The 20,062-nt window shown below is 66.5% G+C and carries 15 protein-coding genes; 5 read left to right on the top strand and 10 right to left on the bottom strand.

Annotation, left to right across the window (positions count from 1 at the left end; genetic code table 11):
• Window positions 1-3: 3 nt before the first annotated feature.
• The 8 genes from AC10QF_RS06685 to AC10QF_RS06650 form a co-directional block, all read right to left on the bottom strand.
• A complete protein-coding gene (locus AC10QF_RS06685) occupies window positions 4-2,073 on the bottom strand; it encodes a tetratricopeptide repeat protein (protein ID WP_494541963.1) in 2,070 nt (689 codons plus the stop codon).
• A gap of 56 nt (window positions 2,074-2,129) precedes the next feature.
• The gene (locus tag AC10QF_RS06680) at window positions 2,130-3,119 is read right to left on the bottom strand and encodes a YheT family hydrolase (RefSeq protein WP_050562730.1); all 990 of its coding nucleotides are present in this window, start codon (window positions 3,117-3,119) and stop codon (window positions 2,130-2,132) included.
• 52 nt (window positions 3,120-3,171) lie between these two features.
• A complete protein-coding gene (locus AC10QF_RS06675) occupies window positions 3,172-3,963 on the bottom strand; it encodes a lysophospholipid acyltransferase family protein (protein ID WP_061479384.1) in 792 nt (263 codons plus the stop codon).
• Between the two features lie 118 nt (window positions 3,964-4,081).
• A complete protein-coding gene (locus AC10QF_RS06670) occupies window positions 4,082-4,516 on the bottom strand; it encodes a hotdog fold thioesterase (RefSeq protein ID WP_494541962.1) in 435 nt (144 codons plus the stop codon).
• A gap of 10 nt (window positions 4,517-4,526) precedes the next feature.
• Window positions 4,527-6,581: a phospholipase D family protein gene (locus tag AC10QF_RS06665; RefSeq protein ID WP_494541961.1), complete on the bottom strand. Its 2,055-nt coding sequence runs from the start codon at window positions 6,579-6,581 to the stop codon at window positions 4,527-4,529.
• A complete protein-coding gene (locus AC10QF_RS06660; RefSeq protein WP_005420984.1) occupies window positions 6,578-7,195 on the bottom strand; it encodes a YceI family protein in 618 nt (205 codons plus the stop codon). Before AC10QF_RS06660 ends, AC10QF_RS06665 begins: the two co-directional genes overlap by 4 nt.
• A 4-nt stretch (window positions 7,196-7,199) precedes the next feature.
• The gene (locus tag AC10QF_RS06655; RefSeq protein ID WP_005420985.1) at window positions 7,200-7,676 is read right to left on the bottom strand and encodes a SixA phosphatase family protein; all 477 of its coding nucleotides are present in this window, start codon (window positions 7,674-7,676) and stop codon (window positions 7,200-7,202) included.
• A gap of 49 nt (window positions 7,677-7,725) precedes the next feature.
• Window positions 7,726-8,355 (bottom strand): nucleotide-binding protein, encoded by a 630-nt coding sequence (locus AC10QF_RS06650; RefSeq protein ID WP_005420986.1) that lies wholly within the window; start codon window positions 8,353-8,355, stop codon window positions 7,726-7,728.
• A gap of 123 nt (window positions 8,356-8,478) precedes the next feature.
• Here AC10QF_RS06650 and AC10QF_RS06645 point away from each other — a divergent pair, with 123 nt between their 5' ends.
• Complete coding sequence (locus AC10QF_RS06645; protein ID WP_494541960.1) at window positions 8,479-9,963, top strand: AAA family ATPase; 1,485 nt, start codon at window positions 8,479-8,481, stop codon at window positions 9,961-9,963.
• A 552-nt stretch (window positions 9,964-10,515) separates the two neighbouring features.
• Here AC10QF_RS06645 and AC10QF_RS06640 read toward each other — a convergent pair.
• A complete protein-coding gene (locus tag AC10QF_RS06640; protein ID WP_080104369.1) occupies window positions 10,516-11,151 on the bottom strand; it encodes a tetratricopeptide repeat protein in 636 nt (211 codons plus the stop codon).
• Window positions 11,152-11,322: 171 nt separating this feature from the next.
• On the opposite strand from AC10QF_RS06640, the gene AC10QF_RS06635 reads away from it, so the two are divergent.
• The 3 genes from AC10QF_RS06635 to AC10QF_RS06625 all read left to right on the top strand — a co-directional run bounded on the left by AC10QF_RS06635 (window position 11,323) and on the right by AC10QF_RS06625 (window position 17,107).
• Window positions 11,323-15,009 (top strand): indolepyruvate ferredoxin oxidoreductase family protein, encoded by a 3,687-nt coding sequence (locus tag AC10QF_RS06635; protein WP_111176825.1) that lies wholly within the window; start codon window positions 11,323-11,325, stop codon window positions 15,007-15,009.
• Window positions 15,010-15,133: 124 nt separating this feature from the next.
• Entirely contained in the window at window positions 15,134-15,781 is a 648-nt protein-coding gene (locus AC10QF_RS06630) for a helix-turn-helix transcriptional regulator (RefSeq protein WP_111176827.1), read from the top strand.
• A gap of 39 nt (window positions 15,782-15,820) precedes the next feature.
• Complete coding sequence (locus tag AC10QF_RS06625; protein WP_069138145.1) at window positions 15,821-17,107, top strand: type II toxin-antitoxin system HipA family toxin; 1,287 nt, start codon at window positions 15,821-15,823, stop codon at window positions 17,105-17,107.
• Here the strand turns inward: AC10QF_RS06625 and AC10QF_RS06620 are convergent, their stop codons facing one another.
• Window positions 17,108-17,722, bottom strand: coding sequence for a DUF938 domain-containing protein (locus AC10QF_RS06620; protein ID WP_005420993.1), 615 nt, complete (start codon window positions 17,720-17,722; stop codon window positions 17,108-17,110).
• 684 nt (window positions 17,723-18,406) lie between these two features.
• On the opposite strand from AC10QF_RS06620, the gene AC10QF_RS06615 reads away from it, so the two are divergent.
• Window positions 18,407-20,038: a TldD/PmbA family protein gene (locus tag AC10QF_RS06615; protein ID WP_494541959.1), complete on the top strand. Its 1,632-nt coding sequence runs from the start codon at window positions 18,407-18,409 to the stop codon at window positions 20,036-20,038.
• The last annotated feature ends 24 nt before the right edge of the window (window positions 20,039-20,062 follow it).

Raw genomic sequence — 20,062 nt, 5'->3', positions numbered from 1 at the left:
TCCTCACTCTTCCGGATAACCCAGGCGCACCGCGATCGGGGTGAGCTTGGCGAAGGCGGCGCTCATCACGTCGCGGTAGTTGCGCCAGTGGCCCGGCGGGAAGCGCGGCGCGCCCAGCTGCGCGGCCGGCGGCATCGGCCGCTCGAACAGTCGGCCCAGCAGTTCGGCCATCGCCTGCGGATCGTTGCCGATCTGGTCGATGCGCAGCAGCACCTGCGGGTACAGATCGTCCTCGTGCAGGGCGGCGACCTGGGCCAACGCGCGCGCCAGCCATTCGCTGGCTTCGGCCAGCGAGGTCATTGCCAGCGGTGCGGCGGCACCGTAGGCCACCCAGTCCAGCAGCATGTCGCGCGGATCGCGCAGCACCACCAGCAGGCGGCCCTGCGGCAACTGCGGGCGCAGCGCCCACAGCAGCGCGTTGTCCCACCACAGCAGCCAGTCGATGATCGCGTCGTCCTGCACGCCGCGCGACGGCAGCTGTTCGCGCCAGCGCTGCACCAGCCGCTCCGGCGTCAGCACGCCCGAAGCGAGGTCCTGCAGCGTGTGGTAGTTCTGGAAGGCGTCGTCGGGTGCGTTGGAGGTATAGCGGTCGCTGCGCAGCACCGGGCTGGCCGCGGCCAGGCCGGTCGCCACGCGCTCCACGCCCGACCCTGGCGCGCCCCACAGGAAGATCGGCGCGGAGGTGGCATTGCCGTCGATCTCGCCCTTGTCCGGCCAGCTCGGCGGTGCCTTGGCCTGCGGCGGCAGCGGCAGGCGCTGCGGGGCCTGGTCGGCCTGCAGGGCCAGCCAGGTCTGCAGCGCATCTTCGTGCTGCCCGGCGCGATCCTGGATCTCGCCCAGCCAGGTGCGCAGGTCGGCACGGTGGCCTTCCGGCGCCATGCCGATCAGCGCCTGCACGCGGGCGACGGCAGCGGCCGGATCGCGCTGCAGCAGGCCTTCGACCAGGCGGGTTTCGCCACTGACGCGGCCCGGTTCAAGGCTGACGATACGCTCGGCGATCGCTTCGGCCTGCGCGTGTTCGCCCACCATGTCGTGCAGCCGCAGGCGCGCTTCCAGCGCCGGCAGGTGGCCCGGCATCGCGTCCATCCAGCGCTCGACCGTAGCGGCGGCGGTGGCACTGCCGACCTCCTCCACCGCCAGGCGTGCCAGCCACAGGTCGTGCAGCTGCGGGTGCTGCTCCAGGGCGGCATCCAGGCGTGCGCGGGCCTCGTCTTCGCGGCCCAGGCGCTGCCAGGACATCAGCAGCAGCTGCAGCACGTCGCGGTCATCAGGCAGCGATTCCAGCAACGGCAGCAGGTGCTCCAGCGCCTGCAGCGGCTGGCCGCTGCGCAGTGCCAGTTCGCCGGCCAGGCGGCGCATCGAAGGCGTATCCAGGCCTTCCTGCTGCAGCGCGATCTGCATCGCCTCTGCCGCAGCGTCCAGGTTGCCCTGGCGCATGGCCAGCTGCACCACCAGGCCATGCAATGAGGCGATGGTCGGGTTCAGTTCCAGCACGCGGCGGAACGCCTGCTCGGCGAAGGCCAGCATGTTCTTGCCCAGGTAGGCGAAGCCCAGTGCGTAAAGCACGCGGATGTCGTTGGGCAGGGCCTGGTTGGCGGCCGACAGCAGCGTCAGCGCGCGATCGGCATCATCGCGGCGCAGCGCGATCATGCCATCGATGGTCAGCAGCTCCGGGTGGTCCGGTTCGACACGCGAGGCCAGCGTGGACAGGCGCTGCGCTTCATCGAAATCGTTGCGGCCGATCGCCAGGTGGGCCTGCATCAGGTACGCGGCGAATGCGTTCGGGTCCAGCCCGGTGGTGCGCGTCAGTGCTTCGCCGGCGCCGTCGAACTGGCGCAGGGCCAGCAGCAGGCCGGCGTGCTGCAGGTGCAGCTGGGCGTTGTCCGGGGCCAGCTGCAGCGCCTGCTGCAGGGCCTCCATCGCGTCCTCGGCCTTGCCCTGCTGCTGCAGCGCAAGCGCCAGCCAGCGGTGGGCCTCGGCCTGGCCGGGTTCATCACGGGTCCACGCCTGGGCCAGCTGCACGGCCTGGTCGGCCTCGTTCTGGCGCAACGCTTGGATGATCTGGTCTTGCATGGCGGTCCGGTTCAAGGGCAAACCCGCATTGTAGCGGCCTGCGCGCCCGTGCCGGTTCAGCCTTGCAGCACGCGCTGCAGGCGCTGCGCCACCCAGCGCTCGGAGAAGCCGTCACCGCGCCAGTTTTCCAGGAAGCCACAGTGTCCGCCCCAGCTGGCGGTTTCCAGATGCGCCTGGTGCGGCAGCTGCCAGTCGCTGAAGGTCGCGTAGGGGATCACCGGGTCGTCCTGCGCCATCAGGATGTCGGCCGGCACCTGCAACGTGGACAGGCGATCACCGGCAATCGAGTAGCCATCGAAATAGGCCTGCAACGAACCGAAACTGGTGTGGCGCTCGACCAGCCAGGCGGTCAGCGCGCGGATGTCCAGTTTCAGTACGCGGTCGTCGCAGTCGCTCAGTTCGGGGAACAGGTCGCGCTTGCGCCGCAGCGAACCGGCCCACTTGCGGCGGAAGTACCAGTCGTACATCGCCGGGCCGTTCTCGATGCTCTCCATGGTCAGCGCCGGGTCCAACACCGGGCATACCGAGGCCACGCGCAGCAGCGGCACGCCGGCCGCTGGAGCGCGCAGGGCCAGGCGCAGCACGAAGTTGCCGCCCAGCGAGTAACCGGCGGCCACCAGCGGCAACTGCGGCCAGCGCTGGGCGATATCGCCCGCGGCATGCACCACTTCGTCGATCAGGTTGGAGTGGAAGATGCCAGGGTTGAGATGATGGGTATTGCCGTGGTCGCGGAAATTCAGCCGTACCACGTCGAAGCCCTGTTCGAGCATGCGCGCGGCCGCCATGCGCATGTAGCTGGATTCGGCGCTGCCTTCCCAGCCGTGCAGCAGCAGGGCCATGCCTTTGGGTTCGCGGCCTTCGATGTGGCTGTGCCAGCCTTGCAGGCGCACGCCATCACCGCCGTCGAGGATCAGTTCTTCGCTGATCGCACCGGTCGCGGCCAGCAGCAGCAGGCCGCGCTGCAGGCGCATGCGGCTGGAGCTGAGCATCGACTGCAGGTGCGGATTGCGCAGCCAGCGCGGGGGCTGGTAGTCAGCCGCGTGCAGCGTCGGCGTGCCGGCGTCCAGGACGGGTGGCGGGATCAGGGCCACCGCACCCTCACTCGGAGCTCATGGCCGCCACGATGCGCGCGCGCGACGTCTCCGCGATGCGCCGACGGCCTTCCAGGTCCTGCGCACCGATCGGTGCCAGGAAGTGCACTTCTGCACGCCGCGCCGGCTCACCGAGCAGGCGCAGGAAATTGGCGAAGAAACTCTCACCGGGGCCGAACGCGACAATGGTCTGCGCATCGCCCTTGAGCCCGTACACCAGTGCCACCGGCTGCACCGGCACGCCGGTTTCAACCGCGGCCTGGAAGATGCGGGCATGGAACGGGCCTACTTCGTGGCCGCCGCGGGTGCGCCCTTCCGGGAACACGCCCACCGCCTTGCCTTCGCGCAGGCGATCGGCCATCACCTGCATCACGCCACCGAGCGATTCGGTGTTGCCGCGCTGGTGGAAGATGGTCTGGCCACGCGCGGCCAGCCAGCCGACCAGCGGCCAGCTGGCGATCTCGCGCTTGGCGACGAAGCCCATCATGCGCTGGCTGTGCAGGATGCAGATGTCGACCCAGCTGACGTGGTTGGCGACGAACAGCACGGCGCCGGGCAGCGGCGTGCCGATCTGCACCAGGCGGAAGCCGAAGATCCACATCAGCCCGCCCTGCCACCAGTTGACCACTTTGGCCCCCAGGGTCGCCTCGCCCACGCGCAGTTCGCCCCACGGCCGAAGCATGCCGATCAGGATGAGCGGCAGGAACACAACGATGTGGACCAACAGCAGCGGTACGCGGTACAGGTAACGGCACACACGCGCCACGCCGCCGCGGGGGGCCGGAGTGGGGGAAGTCATCCGCGCACGATACCGGAGGGCCGTCATCGCTGCCAGCCGATTTAGGCCATAACACCCATCGACCGGGGCAATCGGCGGGGAACGCTGGGTTCCGCTGCCGTCACCGGCCGTCCGGGGCTCAGCCGTGGCCGGCCGCCACCACCGCCAGGGTCAGCCGCGAGATGCACACCAGGCGGCCCTGCTCGTTCTCGATGCGGATCTCCCACAGCTGGGTGCTGCGGCCGACGTGCAGTGCACGTGCGGTGCCGGTCACGGTGCCCGAGCGAACGGCGCGTACATGGTTGGCGTTGATCTCCAGCCCTACGCAGATCTGTTTGGCCGTATCCACGCACAGGTTGCCGGCGCTGCTGCCCAGGGTCTCGGCCAGCACCACCGACGCGCCGCCATGCAGGATGCCGTAGGGCTGGCGGGTGCGCTCGTCCACCGGCATGGTGGCCTGCAGCCAATCGTCGCCGGCCGCGCTGAAGACGATGCCCAGCGACTCGATCGCGGTGTTGCGGCTGAGCGTGTTGAGCTGCTCGAGGGAAACGGCTTCGCGGAACACCAGGGTCATGCGGGCACCTTCAGAGGATGGGAACGAGGCCGGCGCCGAATGCGGTCAGCATTCGGACCAGCAGCCATTTCGGGCCGACATTGACCTCGGGGAAATCGCCCACGGCGACATAGCAGCGGTGGAAGTCCGGGTCCTGCCGGGGCAGCGGCTGCGGGCAGTCCGGGCCGGGCTTGAACTCGTAGTCGGTGGCATAGCGCCACGGCCAGAAGTCGAGGATCGGCAGTGCTTCGGAGGCCTTGCCGACGCTGTAGTTGAGCCCGGACAGCACCGGCGGCTTGGCCCGCGGCGCCACCGTCCACGAATTCTGCGGGTGGGTATCGCGCAGGATGCTCTCGGCCAGCTGCTCGGCGAAGGCCGGGTCATCGATGATCACCGCACCTTCAGTGTTGTAGTTCTCGCTGCGCGGATCGAAGTTGTGGGTGCCGACCACGCCGATGCGGCGATCGACCACCAGCGACTTGGCATGCAGGCCCATGCGCGCGCCCTTGCGGGTGACCGGCAACGGCTTGTTGACCGCCTTGCTGCCCAGGAAGGAGGGCCGAGTCTCGGTGCGCAGCAGGCGGGTCTCGACCTCGCTGCCGGCCGCGCGGCGGCGCTCGCGCGCGTTCTGGTAGGCACTGCCAGTGCGCGGGTTCACCGCCAGCTGCTTGCCGGTGGGTGCCGGATGCTCATCGCGATCGCGGCTGTCGCCGGCATTGCTGCCCGCGGCGCTGCCGCCGATCAGCGGATTGCGCCCGCCGTCGTCGTCACCCCCGGGCGCGGCGATCGGATCAGGCAGCAGGTTGCGGTAGTCGACCGGTGCATCCAGCGGGAACGGCTTGTACTCGAAGATGTTGAAGCCCAGTTCGCGCATGTTGCGCCGCTTGTACTTGTACGACAGCGCATACACGATCGGGTTGTCGGTGGCCGCCAGGCTGTTGCTGGACACCACCACCCGCGGCGGCTGCGGGCGCTTGCGCAGCTCGCGGAACAGCTTCTGCGCCGGCTTGGACAACACCAGGTACGGCGTCTGCAGGATCACTTCCTCCTGCGCGCCGGCGATCAGCGCATCCAGCTGCGGCTCGGTCACGTGCTGGCCCGCCAGCGGCGCATCGGCCTTCTCGCGCCGGTGCTTGCGTGGCAGGTCGGCGACATAGCGCACCGAGGCCACCGGCAACGCGGTATCGACGAAGGAACGGCTGACGAAGTCCATGTCATTGGCTTCGGCACTGACCCGCTGCACCCGCTCGGGGCGGCGGAAGCTGGCCGGCGGCAGGGTCGGCACGCCCTCGCGCAGCAGGGTGCGGCCGACATCGTTCAGGCGCTCGGCCGGCACGCTGCGCCTGGCATGCCAGAAGGCATCGAAGTTGGCGGCCATCGCCCGCGCCTCCGGGCCGGCGATCAGCACGTCGCGGTCGCGGAAGTTGTACTCGCGGTCCCAGTCGTAATAGTCGTCCTGGTAGTTGCGGCCACCGACCACGCCGATCGCATCGTCGATCACCAGCAGCTTGTTGTGCATGCGCTGGTTGAAGCGGCGGAAGCAGCACAGCACGCTGCCGGCATAGTCGAAGTAGTTCAGCCGGGCCTTGCCGAAGGTCGGGTTGTAGACCCGCAGCTGGAAGTTCTGGTGCGCGCCGGACAGCGCGCCGAGGATCTGCAGGTCGGAGATCGCCGAGAGCTGATCGATCAGCACGCGCACCTTCACCCCGCGCCGCGATGCAGCCAGCAGCTCGTCGATGACCAGCCGGGCGCTGTCGTCCTTGTCGAAGATGTAGGTCTGCAGGTCGATGCTGCGGGTAGCGCTGCGCAGCAGGTTCAGGCGCGCCACCAGCGCACCTTCGCCCTCGTCGAGCAGGGTGGCGTAGTGGCGCGGCTGTTCGGGAGTGGATTCGGTGAACGCCCGCCCGGCCAGCGCACGCAGCGGCGAGTCCTGCGCGCAGCGGTCGGCGCGCTGGCAGTCGACGTCGGTCGAGCGCGCCTGCACGGCGATCGCTTCGGCGCGGTCGCGCTCGGCATGCGAAAGCGATGCACAACCGCTGCCCAGCAACACCGTTGCCAGCGCCAGTAAACGCAGCAGGAGGTTCACGGTTTCGGCGCCTCGCTCAGGCGCGCACGCAATACGAAGGTCACTCGGTCACTCAGGGCTAGCTGCCAGCTGTCCATTCCATACCGGCCTCGCTGCACGGTACCGCGGCTGACGACATCGCAATCATAGCCGGGTCGGGCGCACTCCGCCTTCTCGACCCGCAGCGACTCGGGGTGGCTGACGCCGCGCAGGGTCAGCCGGCCGTTGATGTCGCCGCCCTGTTCCACCGTCTCCGGCCAGTACGGCAGCGAGTCGAACTCGACCACCGGATGGCGCCCGGCATCGAAGAACTCTTCGCCGCGCATCCAGCCGGTGTAGCGCGCCTTGCCAGGGATCTCCACCGAACGGGTGAACATCTTCAGGTGCACCTGGTGGCGCCCGTCGGACAGGATCTCGATGCGCCCCTCGAAGTGCGGGAATACGCCTTCGATGCGCTGGCCGAAACGGGTCCGCACCTCGAAACCGATCCGCGAGCGCTGGGTATCCAGGCGCAGTACCCGCGGTGCTTCGGCGGACACCGGCGGCAACGGGGTTGGTGGGGGCACAGCGGCCCAGGCCGGGCCAAGCGCCAGCAACGCGGGCAGCAGAAAGCGGCTGCGCCGCGCCTGGCTCATCGGATCACGGCCACCAGAACGCGTTCAGGCTGGCCACGCCCGGCTCGATCGAGACCTCGCGCGGGAAGCCGAGGACCGCCACGCCGCCCGGCGGCATGCCGCGGTAGTCGCTGCTGGTGCCGTCGGTCATCAGGGCCACCAGCTGCTCCAGGCCCGGGTTGTGGCCCACGATCAGCACCCGGTCCAGGTCGCGACGCTCGTCCACCAGCGCCGCCAGGGTGCCCGGGGTGGCTTCGTAGATCCGGTCTTCCAGGCGCTTCTCGACATAGCCGATGGCCGTCATCACCGCTTCCAGGGTCTCACGGGTACGTCGCGACGGCGAGCACAGCACGCAGTCCGGCAGCAGGTTGTTTTCCTTCAACCACTTGCCGGCGGCTTCAGCTTCGGCCAGCCCTACCGGCGACAGCGGCCGGTCGAGGTCGGCCTGGCCGGAAACGGCGGGTTCGGCATGGGCATGGCGCAGCAGGATCAGTTCACGCATCGCGGGTTTCCATGGAGAAGAGGATGCAGCAGGAGAAGTGAGGCAGGCATCAAAGCTTGAGCCAGGACAGCAGCGGTTCCCAGTCCGCCTGGTGTTCGCGCACCTGGGCGGAGCGATAGTCGAACAGGCTGCGGCCCAGGCCGGTCATGACCACGTAGCTCTGGCTGTCACGCAGCTGCGCGACCACCGGGTACGGCCATTCGGCCAGCATCTGCAATGCCTGCTGCGAGGTCTGGGTCCAGGGTTTGGTGCGGTTGAGGACCAGCCCTACCGGCAGCTTGCGGCTGTGCACGCGCGGGTTCTGGGCCAGGCTGTTGAGGAAGCCGACGATGGCTTCGATATCCAGCGCCGAGGGCAGCACCGGCACCACCACGGCGTCGGCCGCGTCCAGGAAATGGGGGATATCGTCGGCCAGCGCGCCGGCGGGTGCATCGATGATGACGGTATCGGTACCGTCGGGCAGCTTCTGCGCCCACTGCTTCTTCCGATACACATCGATGGGGAGCACCGCGCTTTCCAGCCCGGCACGCCGTTGTGCCCAGCGGGTGCTGGAGCCCTGCGGGTCGGCATCGGCGATCACCGTGGCCTTGCCCTGCAATGCCGCGTACGCGGCCAGGTGGGTGGCGACGGTGGTCTTGCCCACCCCGCCCTTGGAACCGGCCACCAGGATCGTCTTCATGCCAGCCTCGCTTCCGGGTACGTGCCCCGAGCGTACACCGGCGGTGGTGACGGGGGGTAGCGCCGTGCTGAACCCGTGGCCATCGCCTTTGCTATCGTGGCGCCCCCGAAGGATCGAACCGGCATGAGCGAACTGCAGGACCTGAGCGCACTGATCCGCGCCAATACCCCCCTGATCGTGATCGAGACCCAGGATGAGGGGCGCATCGTTGAACTGTTCCGGCAGACGCTGATGCACGTGTGGCGGGCCCTGCACCGCTGGTCCATCACCGAGGGCCTGCGCCGCATCGACCTGGACCGCGAGGATCCGCCGGTCGGCCCGCCCGATGCCAGCGCCGCGCTGCAGATGATCCGCCAGGCTGACCAGCGCGGTGTCTACCTGCTGCTCGATTTCCACCCCTACCTGGGCTATGCCAGCCACCAGCGCGCACTGCGCGACCTGATCCAGCGCCGCCACAGCGAACCGCACGTGCTGGTGCTGATCGGCGCCAAGGTCGAGCTGCCGGTCGAGCTGGAAGCACTGGCGGTGCGCTTCAACCCGCGCCTGCCCGATGCCAATGCCCTGCTGAAGATGCTGCGCGAGGAGGCCGACGCCTATGCGCGCGAACACGGCGGCCGCCGTGTCGAGGTCGACAGCGAGGCGGTGAAGAAGATCCTGAAGAACCTGCAGGGCCTGAGCCTGGTCGATGCCCGCCGCATTGCCCGCCAGCTGATCTACGCCGATGGCGCGCTGCGCGACGACGACCTGCCGCAGCTGGCACGGCTTAAGTTCGAGCTGCTCAACCGCAGCGGCCACCTGTTCTTCGAGCACGACAGCGCACGCTTCGGCGACGTGGCCGGCGCCAACCGGCTCAAGCGCTGGATCAGCCAGCGCCGGGTGGCCTTCATCGCCGGCTCGGCACCGGCCGGCCTGGACCCGCCGCGCGGCATGTTGCTGCTGGGCGTGCAGGGCTGCGGCAAATCGATGCTGGCCAAGGCCACCGCCGCCGGCTTCGGTGTACCGCTGCTGCGCCTGGACGTGGGTGCGCTGTACAACAAGTACCACGGCGAGACCGAGGCCAACCTGCGCCAGGCGCTGGCCTCGGCCGAGCAGCTGGCGCCCTGCGTGTTGTGGATGGACGAGATCGAGAAGGGCCTGGCCAGTGGTGGCGAGGACGGTGGCGTATCGCGCCGCGTGCTCGGCTACCTGCTGACCTGGATGGCCGAACGCAAGGCGCCGGTCTTCATCGTCGCCACCGCCAACCAGGTGCACGAACTGCCGGCCGAGCTGCTGCGCAAGGGCCGTTTCGACGAGATCTTCTTCGTTGACCTGCCCACGCCGGAGGTGCGCGTGGAACTGCTGCGGCTGCACCTGGGCCGGCGCCAGCTCAATGGTGACGACTTTGCACTGCCGGCGTTGGCGGCCGCGGCGAATGGTTTCTCCGGCGCGGAGATCGAGCAGGCGATCGTGGCCGGACTGTACGCAGCGCACGCCGAAGGCCGGCCGCTGGACACCGAGCTGCTGATGAACGAGATCCGCGCGACGAGGCCGCTGTCGGTGCTGATGGCCGAGCAGGTCGAGGCCTTGCGCGCGTGGGCGTCGGGGCGGACGGTTTCCGCGGACGATTGAGGTTTCCCGCGAACGGCGCAGCCCCTCGTGGTTGGTCGCTCAAAGCGACAGTCGTGGTTGGCCGGGTGGGTAGGCTGCGCAGGGGGCGCTGCAAGTACGTCCCTGTAAGCTCGGTCGCCGCATCCATGCGGCTCACGCCCCTGCGCAACCTACCCACCCGCCCCCTGACAGTTTCCGGGGGCGTCGGCCACGGAGAAGAAAAAAGTTGATCAAAAGCAAAAGCCGGTCGGCTGGCCGATTTCTGTAGAGCCGAGCCCACGCTCGGCTGCATTTCGATCAGATATCGAATAGTTGATTCCGATGCGGATTCATCCACGCATGGCGTGGATCTACCCACCGCCGCCGATAACCTGTCGGGGTCGAGGCGGTCTGGGGCTGCAGGACCGTTGGCGTCATGGATGGCGCCATCGAGCCCCCATGGATGGGTTTACGGCGTGTCCTGCAGCCCCAGACCGCCCCGACCAAGCCACAGATAGCTCAGAGCCTGCTGTTGCTGTTGCTTCGGCTGTTGCCTCTGCGGGTGCCGGGTGCAACCCGGCGCAACCCCCTCCCTCAGGGCCAGGCCGGCGGCGCGGCCGCCCAGGCCTGCTGCACTTCGGCCAGCGAGGCACGCTCGTCGTCTCGCCACAACGGCAACAACTGCGCATAGCGGCTGCTGTCGCTCCATTGCGTCGGCTCGGTACGCACTGCGGCGGCATACCACTGCACCGCCTCCTGCTTCCGCCCGGCCCGCCACAGCGCCAGCGCATAGGTCGGTGGCAACCAGCCCGGCTTGCTCAGCGAACCACCGGCAGCGGCCTGCCATTGCTCCAGGGCGGCTTCGGGCTGGCCCTGACGCAGCAGGTCCCACCCGTAGTTCCAGCGCACGCCACGGCCCAGGCTGCCCTGCACCGGCGCATCCTTCAGCGCCTCGCGATACAGCTGTTCACCCAGTTCGGTACGGCCCTGGGCAATGGCTACCGACGCCAGCTGCACGGTGGCCTCCACGGTACGCCGGCCGCGCTCGCGCTGCTTGAGCAGCTGCGCCACCAGCGCATCCCCGTCGGACTGGACCACGATCATGGGCACGGCGGCCGCATCGCTGTCGAAGTAGAACTCCTGTGGTGCCGGCACCGCCGGCGCGGCCCACACCGGGGCCGTTCCCGAGACCAGCAACATGCTGCCCAGGATCTTTCCTGCAACTGACATCCCTTCTCCCCAGGCCGCAACCGCAGCCTCCCTCTCTCTCTCCCCGATCCTAACCCCAGCATGGCCGCCGGCGCGAGTGCCGGGGCGGCCGGGCCTCGCTGCTACAATTCGCGCCTTTCCCGCCGCGTGCCTGCACGCGGCCGGTGCCAGCCGATCCTGACCGGGCCAGCCATGACCAGTACCGCGCAACTCACGTCGCCCTCCTCCACCGACCTGATCGACCGTGACTACACGCTCGACCACAAGTACACCCGCAACGAGGGGCGGATCTATCTGAGTGGCGTGCAGGCGCTGGTGAAGCTGCCGCTGATGCAGCGGCTGCGCGACGCGCACCAGGGCATCGACAGCGCCGGCTTCGTCAGCGGCTACCGCGGCAGCCCGCTGGGCGGCTTCGACCTGGAGCTGTGGCGCGCACGCAAACACCTCGACGCCGCCAAGGTGAAGTTCACCCCCGGCCTGAACGAGGACCTGGGCGCCACCATGGTGTGGGGCACCCAGCAGACCAACCTGTTCCCCGGCGCCAACGTGCAGGGCGTGTTCGGCATGTGGTACGGCAAGGGCCCGGGCGTGGACCGCTGCGGCGACGTGTTCAAGCACGCCAATGCCGCCGGCACCTCGCGCTACGGCGGCGTGCTGGCACTGGCCGCCGATGACCATGCCTGCCGCAGCTCGACCCTGCCGCATGGCAGCGAGGACGAGTTCGTCAGCGCGATGATGCCGGTGCTGAATCCGGCCGGTGTGCAGGACATCCTCGACATGGGCCTGCTGGGCTGGGCGATGAGCCGCTATACCGGGCGCTGGGTCGGCTTCAAGACGATCGCCGAGACAGTCGAATCGTCGGCCTCGGTCGAGGTCGACCCGATGGCGCGCCGCATCGTGCTGCCGGAAGACTTCGAGATGCCTTCGGGCGGTCTCAACATCCGCTGGCCGGACCCGCCGCTGGACCAGGAAATGCGCCTGCACCGCTATGCGGTGAAGGCCGCACAGGCGTTCGCCCGCGCCAACGGCATCGACAAGGTGGTGATGGACGCGCCGCGCGCGCGGCTGGGCATCGTCACCACCGGCAAGAGCTACCTGGACGTGCTGCAGGCGCTGGAATACCTCGGCCTTGACGAAGCCGCCTGCGCCGACATCGGCATCCGCGTGTACAAGGTCGGCATGACCTGGCCGCTGGAGCCGCAGGGCATCGCCCGCTTCGCGCAGGGCCTGGAAGACATCATCGTGGTGGAGGAGAAGCGTGCCTTCATCGAGCGCCAGATGAAGGAACAGTTCTTCAACTGGCCGGCCAGCTGGGGCCAGCGCCCGTCCATCGTCGGCAAGTACGACGAGAGCGGCGAATGGATCCTGCCGTCCACCGGCGAGCTGACCCCGGCCACCATCGCCGGCGTGATCGGCCGCCGCATCCAGAAGTTCTTCAACAACGCATCAATCGAGCAACGGCTGCAGTGGATGCAGGAGAAGGAAGCCGAGCTTGCGTTGCCGCGCGCCAGCTTCCCGCGCGTGCCGCATTACTGCTCGGGCTGTCCGCACAACACCTCCACCAACGTGCCGGAAGGCTCGCGGGCGCTGGCCGGCATCGGTTGCCATTACATGGTGACCTGGATGGACCGCAGCACCGATACCTTCACCCACATGGGTGGCGAAGGCGTGACCTGGGCCGGGCAGGCGCCGTTCACCGATACCCCGCACGTGTTCCAGAACCTGGGCGACGGCACCTACTTCCACAGCGGCTCGCTGGCGATCCGCCAGGCGGTCGCCGCCGGCGTCAACATCACCTACAAGATCCTCTACAACGATGCGGTGGCGATGACCGGCGGCCAGCCGGTGGACGGTCCGCTGAGCGTGCCGGACATCGCAAAGCAGATGCGCGCCGAAGGCATCCACACCATCGTGGTGCTGTCGGACAACATCGGCAAGTGGACCGGCCAGCGCGAGCACTTCCCCAGCGACGTCGAGTTCCATGACCGCAGCGAGCTGGACGAAGTGCAGAAGCGCCTGCGCGAAGTGAAGGGTGTTTCGATCCTGATCTACGAACAGACCTGCGCCACCGAGAAGCGCCGCCGCCGCAAGCGCGGCAAGCTGGAAGACCCGCAGAAGCGGGTGATGATCAACTCGCTGGTCTGCGAAGGCTGCGGCGACTGCGGCAAGAAGAGCTTCTGCGTGTCGGTGCTGCCGAAGGAAACCGAGTTCGGACGCAAGCGCGAGATCGACCAGTCCAACTGCAACAAGGACTATTCCTGCGTGAACGGCTTCTGCCCCAGCTTCGTCACCGTGCACGGTGGCCAGCCGCGCAAAGGCAGCAAGCGCGACGCCTCCACGCTGCTGGACAACCTGCCGGCGCCGACCCTCCGCGGCAGCCTGGAACAGCCCTGGAACATCCTGATCACCGGCGTCGGCGGTACCGGCGTGGTGACCATCGGTGCGCTGCTGGGCATGGCCGGCCACCTGGAAGGCAAGGGTGCAACCGTGCTCGACCAGACCGGCCTGGCGCAGAAGGGCGGCGCGGTGACCACGCATATCCGCATTGCCCGTCGCCCTGAAGACATCCATGCCGTGCGCATCGCCGCTGGCGAGGCCGACCTGGTGCTGGGCTGCGACATGGTGGTGGTCAACGATTACTGGGCGCTGTCGAAGGTGCGTGCCGGCCGTTCGCAGGTGGTGCTGAACACCTACGAAGCGATGCCGGGCACCTTCACCACCCGCCCGGACATGCAGTTCCCCGCTGCCGACATCATCGCCGGCGTGCGCGTGGCACTGGGCGGCCAGGAGCCGCTGCTGCTCGATGCCACCCAGCTGGCCACCGCGCTGCTGGGCGATGCCATTGCCGCCAACCTGTTCATCCTCGGCTACGCCTGGCAGCAGGGCCTGGTGCCGCTCTCGTTCGATTCACTGATGCGCGCCATCGAGCTCAATGGCGCCGCCGTGGCGATGAACCAGCAAGCGTTCGCCTGGGGCCGCCTGGCCGTGGTCGATCCGCAGGCCGTGCAACAGGCGGCCGGCCTGGTGCGCAACCGCCATACCGATACCGAATCCACCCCGGGCCCGCTGCATCCGCTGCCGCCAGGCGAGTGGGAGGGCAATGAATGGGGTGCCACTGCGGCACCGCGCAACACCGGCGACGAACGCGAACTGCGCGGCCTGCCCTCGCACGGTGGCGACGTGGCGTTCCTGCCGCTGGACGACGCCCGCCTGTCGCGCTCGCTGGATGAAATGATCGAGCGCCGCGCCGCGTTCCTGGTCGAGTACCAGGATGCCGCCTACGCCAAGCGCTACCGTGACCTGGTAGCGCGCGTACGCGCCACCGAAGCCGACCGCATCGGCGGTTCCACTGCGCTGACCGAGACCGTGGCGCGGTACCTGTTCAAGCTGATGGCCTACAAGGACGAGTACGAAGTGGCGCGCCTGTACACCAGCGGCGACTTCCAGCGCCGCCTGCAGCAGCAGTTCGAGGGCGACTACCAGCTGCGCTTCCATCTGGCACCGCCGCTGTTCGCGAAGAAGGACGAGCAGGGACGGCTGTTGAAGAAGGAATACGGCCCGTGGATGTTCAAGGCCTTCGGTCTGTTGGCGAAGCTGAAGTTCCTGCGTGGCGGCCGCTTCGATGTGTTCGGACGCACCGAGGAGCGCCGCATGGAGCGCAAGCTGATTGCTGATTACGAGGCGACGGTGCAGATGCTGCTGGACGGGCTGGAGGATGACCGTCTGTCGCTGGCGGTGGAGATTGCCAGCATTCCCGAGCACATCCGCGGCTTCGGCCATGTCAAGGAAGCGCATTTCGAGCAGGCCAAGGCGCGCGAAGCGGCCCTGCTGGCGCAGTGGCGCAATCCGAAGGCGCTGCATATCGTGCAGGTGGCTTGAAGCGAAAAGTCATCGTGGACTGACATTGACCGAATGTCGTCGTTCGCTTACTTTTTAAGTCGCCTATCAAGCGAGTCTGACCACCACACTGACCAAATGAGTGCGAACGCTGGCATTTGCATCAATGTCAACGTTCGCATACCTTGATGTCATGACAGCGATCAGAACCGCGCAAGAGCTTGGAAACCTGATCCGGAGCCAGCGCAAGGCCCGAGCATGGGACCAAGCGCGTTTGGCTCGAGAGGCTGGCGTCAGCCGTCAATGGATCATTGAGATTGAGAAGGGTAAGCCGCGCGCGGAACTGCAACTTGTACTGCGTGTAATGAACGTTCTCGGTCTTTCATTAATCGTTGAGCCCGAAATCACATCTCAAGCAACTGACCTTAATTCGGTGCAGCCTCAAACGGTCGACATCGACAAAATTGTCGAACGTTACAAGAGCTCACCAGCTGACGCCACATCGCTGGCAAACGACGTAGAACTTCAGAACTCACTCATAAGAGCTTCGCTTTCTCTGCCAGGACCAACATGGCCGGTGAACAATGAAGCATTTGAGACTATCCATCGTGCTCTGCAGAATCCTGCAATAAGGACCGCTTCAAGCCTCATGGAGGATCCTTTGCTGAAGCAAGTCGCCGAGGCTCTCGAATCTCCAGCATTGAAGAAGGCTAACCTCGCCATGGAGAATGCGGCCATGAAGCACCTTAGGGAATACATGGAAATGCCGACGATGCAGCAATTGGAACGCCTCAGGAGCCGTGTCAAACGCTGATTGCGAAATAATCCAGAAACCACCCAAACAATCATAGACATGGCACTCAACGTACTGCTTTCCGGTCAAATTTCGGGACGCCTGACCCAAAGTTCACGCGGGCACCCGGAGTTCAGCTATCTCACCGGATGGAGGAGTGCAGCGAGAGCTTTCCCACTTTCCCTTTCACTTCCCCTTGCGGGCGACGTCAACTCTTCGGACAAAGTCGCTGCCGTCCTTTGGGGCCTCCTGCCTGACAACGAGTCGCTTCTGCAGCGGTGGGCATCACAATTTCATGTGTCCCCCCGCAATCCCGTTGGTATTCTGAGTCATGTAGGCGAGGACTGCGCTGGGGCTGTGCAGTTCGTCCGCGATGAACGGCTCAACGCTATTCTGACGGGAGAAGATGATCTGCTGGAGCCGCTTACCGATCAGCAAGTTGGAGAACGGCTCTCACGGATTGGTACTGGTCAGGCTGCGAGCAGGCAGCCCACTGATGTGGGCCAATTTAGCCTCGCCGGCGCACAGGCCAAGATCGCACTGCTTCGACAAGAAGATGGTAGCTGGGCAATTCCTTCGGGCCGGATTCCGACAACCCACATATTAAAGCCACCGAGTAGTGACTTCGATGGGTTCGTGGAAAACGAGGTGTTTTGCCTGAGACTCGCCCGCGCACTTGGTGCATCCGCTGCATCAGCGGAGATGATTGTATTCGGTGATCAGACCGCAATCAGTGTTGAGCGCTACGACCGATACTGCGAAGAAGGAAAATGGAAGCGAGTTCATCAGGAAGACTTCTGCCAAGCCCTAGGTGTAATGCCTCATATCAAGTATCAGAGCCAAGGTGGTCCCGGGCCGGCAGATCTGTCCAGGGTCCTATGGGAGCACTCAAGCCAGCCAACTGTCGACGTGGAAGCTCTTCTTCAAGCGCTGATGTTCAACTATCTGATTGGCGGCACCGATGCACACGCAAAAAATTACTCAATGCTAATCGGAGCCGCTGGGAAAGTTAGACTCGCGCCCCTCTACGATGTGTCCAGCGCCCTGCCCTATCAGCACATTCAAAAGCGAAAGCTCAAGATGGCAATGAAAATAGGAAATCACTATCGCTGGTGGGAAATTGGACTGAACGACTGGCTGAAAACTGCCGAGTCGATGAAGGTTGACTTGGGCAAGGCAACGTACATGCTCTATTCCATGGCATCCCTCCTACCCCACATCGCATTGCGAGTACTGAACGAGCTGCGTGCGGAAGGAATAGAACACGAAGTGCTACAAAGGCTGTTTGGAGAAATCCGCGATAGTTGCGAGCGCTGCCTTCGACAATTCGAACAACCCGCTGCCTGATCACCCCAACCGCCACAGCAATAGCCGGTTATTGGCCGGCATCGCCACGTCACCCAACCGGGTAAACCCGTTGTCCGCCGCCAGCGCCTGCACCGCTTCGCTATCGCGGATACCGCTGCGCGGGTCGCGCGCCTTCAGCCAGGCATCGAACTGCGCATTGCTGTCACTGGTATAGCGGCCGCCATAGTTGAACGGACCGTAGATCGCCAGCAGCGCACCGTGACGCAACAGTGGCGGCAGCGCGCCGAACAGCACCTGCACGTACTCCCAGCCCATGATGTGCAGCGTGTTGGCGCTGAATGCGGCGTCGAACGTGCTGCTTTCTGGAAGGTCCAGGCCCGTCGCCGGTGGCAGCTCCACCTGCAGCGCCACCGGCGGCAGCAGGTTCAGCAGCGCGGCCTCCGCACGCCAGGCTTCGATGCCGGGCAGATGGTCCGGATGGTCGCTGGGCTGCCAGCGCAGCCACGGCCAGCGCTCGGCGAAGAAGGCTGCGTGCTGGCCGGTACCACTGCCGATCTCCAGCACCCGATGGCGGTCGCCCATCCACGGGTCGAGTGCGGTGGCGATGGGTTCGCGGTTGCGCTCGCAGGCTTCTGAATACGGCTTGCTCGACATCAGGACGGTGTCCGGGCGGGGTCGGCTCCATTGTGCACGAGGGGTTGTCTGCAGGGCTTGCAGCCCTGCACCCGCAGGAGCCGGAACCAGAGCCAGAGCAACGTCAAAAGCTGGCATTCCGTGGGATGGCAGGGTTGGTCCGGTTGCGGGGGACGCCGTAAACCCGTCCTAGGGGGGCTTGGCCGCGGCATCCATGCCGCGGACACCCCCGCAGCCGGACCCACCCCGCCTTCGACAGTTTCCAGCGATCTGTTGGAACGGCTCTTGGGGTCAGATCCGTTCTCCGCAGGAAAACGGATCTGACCCCGGATTCATTTCGATATCTGACAGAAAAATCGTGTCGACCAAGGTCGACACCTACCAACAGCCGCAGGAATCTGTCAGAGGTGGGGCGGTGTCGGATTGCGGGGTGTCAGCCGCATGGATGCGGCTGCCAAGCCTCCATGGACGGATTCACGGCGTCCCCGCAATCCGACACCGCCCCGCCCACTCACGGAATGCCCGCTTTTGACGTTGACGTTGCCCTGGCTTGAAGCAGGTGCAGGGGCTGCAAGCCCTGCCGAAACCCTCCCCAACCATGACTGCAGTCACTTGCCCGGTTGCGCCGCGCTGGCGAAAGTCGAGGAGTTGACGTGATCGGTCCGGCGCGTTGCCGACCGCACGCAAGCGAGAGAGAGAAACGCTGTGCAACGACGTGAGTTCCTGGCTTTTTCCGGCCTGGGCCTGGCCGGCCTGCTGCTGCCGCATTCCCGTGCCATCGCCGCCGAGCAACTGCTCGCCCCGGTCGACACCCTCCAGCGCAGGCGCCTGGCGGACGTGGCTTTGGCCACCGCACGCACGGCCAAGGCCAGCTACTGCGATGTGCGCATCGGCCGCTACCTCAACCAGTCGGTCATCACCCGCGAGCACCAGGTCGGCAATGTGACCAACCGAGAATCGTCCGGCGTGGGCGTGCGGGTGATCGTCAACGGTGCCTGGGGCTTCGCCGCGACCCATCAGCAGACCGAGGCCGCCGTGCGCGCGGCGGTCGAGCAGGCTGCGGCCATCGCCCGCGCCAACGCCGGCATCCAGACCCGGCCGGTGCAGCTGGCACCGACGCCCTCGGTGGGTGAGGTGCGCTGGCAGACACCGGTCCGCAGGAACGCAATGGCGGTGCCGATCCAGGACAAGGTCGAGCTGCTGCTGGCACTCAATGCCGCCGCGCTGGATGCGGGCGCCGACTACATCAATTCCACCCTGTTCCTGGTCAACGAGCAGAAGTACTTTGCGTCCAGCGACGGCTCGTTCATCGACCAGGACATCCATCGCATCTGGCTGCCGTTCACCGCCACCGCCATCGACAAGGCCAGCGGCAAATTCCGCACCCGCGCCGGCCTGTCCTCGCCGATGGGCATGGGCTATGAGTTCCTCGATGGCGATGCGCGCGGCAAGGTGCACCTGCCCGGCGGCATCACCGCCTACCGCGATTCCTATGACCCGGTCGAGGACGCCATTGCGGCCGCCCGCCACGCGCGCGAGAAACTGAAGGCGCCGTCGGTGAAGCCCGGCAAGTACGACCTGGTGCTGGACCCGTCCAACCTGTTCCTGACCATCCACGAGAACGTCGGCCACCCGCTGGAGCTGGACCGCGTGCTCGGCTACGAAGCCAACTACGCCGGAACCAGCTTCGCCACGCTGGACAAGCGCGATGCCGGTTTCCGCTGGGGCAGCGACATCGTCACCTTCTTCGCCGACAAGACCCAGCCGGGCAGCCTCGGTGCGGTCGGCTACGACGACGAGGGCGTCAAGACCCAGCGCTGGGACCTGGTGCGCGACGGCATCCTGGTCGACTACCAGGCCACCCGCGATGAAGCCCACATCCTCGGCCGCGATGCATCGCATGGTTGCAGCTATGCCGATTCCTGGTCCAGCGTGCAGTTCCAGCGCATGGCCAATGTCTCGCTGGCGCCGGGCAAGCAACCGCTCAGCGTCGCGGACATGATCAAGGACGTGGAGAACGGCATCTACATCCACGGCCGCGGTTCGTATTCGATCGACCAGCAGCGCTACAACGCGCAGTTCGGCGGCCAGCTGTACTACCAGATCAAGGACGGAAAGATCGCCGGCATGGTCGAGGATGCGGCCTACCAGATCCGCACGCCGGAATTCTGGAATGCCTGCACCGCCATCTGCGATGAACGCGACTTCCGCCTGGGCGGCTCGTTCTTCGACGGCAAGGGCCAGCCGGGCCAGGTCTCGGCGGTCTCGCACGGTTCGTCCACCACCCGCTTCAACGGCATCAACATCATCAACACCGCGCGCAGTCTCGGCGCTTGAGCCACCCATCCTTCGATATGGAGA

Source organism: Stenotrophomonas maltophilia complex sp. Om-AH-Sm3, from assembly GCF_059337855.1.
This window is presented reverse-complemented; position numbering and strand designations above follow the sequence as displayed.